Annotated in this window: 1 protein-coding gene; it reads right to left on the bottom strand. The window is 59.3% G+C overall.

All coding sequences use genetic code 11. The features are described from left to right. Positions 1 to 415, bottom strand: a 415-nt coding sequence (locus GR197_RS31585) for an IS3 family transposase (RefSeq protein WP_164016632.1), incomplete at both ends; no start/stop codon positions are given.

The raw sequence follows: 415 nt of genomic DNA, 5'->3' as shown, positions 1-415 counted from the left end.
GTCCCAGACATTTCCAGAGCGGCTCATCGAGCAGGTGATGCCGTGATCTCCCATGAGGCGCTGGAACTGCTCGCTGGTATATTGGCTGCCCTGGTCGGAGTGATGCAGCAGAGCATCTGGTTTTCCTCGACGCCATATCGCCATGATCAGCGCATCTGTGACGAGTTGGGCTGTCATGTTGGCATTCATCGACCAGCCGACGACACGGCGTGAGAACAGGTCGATGACGGCTGCGACATACAGCCAGCCTTCCGCGGTCCAGATATAGGTGAAGTCAGCCACCCATTTCTGGTTCGGACGGTCTGCCACGAACTGGCGGTCCAGCACGTTAGGCATGATGACGGCACGGTCACCGGCATCCTTTGGCAAGCCACGCCGCCTCGGTCTTGCCCTGAGCGCATTCAAGCGCATCAGC

The organism is Rhizobium phaseoli, assembly GCF_010668805.1.
In the GTDB taxonomy this organism is placed as follows: domain Bacteria; phylum Pseudomonadota; class Alphaproteobacteria; order Rhizobiales; family Rhizobiaceae; genus Rhizobium; species Rhizobium phaseoli_A.
This window is presented reverse-complemented; position numbering and strand designations above follow the sequence as displayed.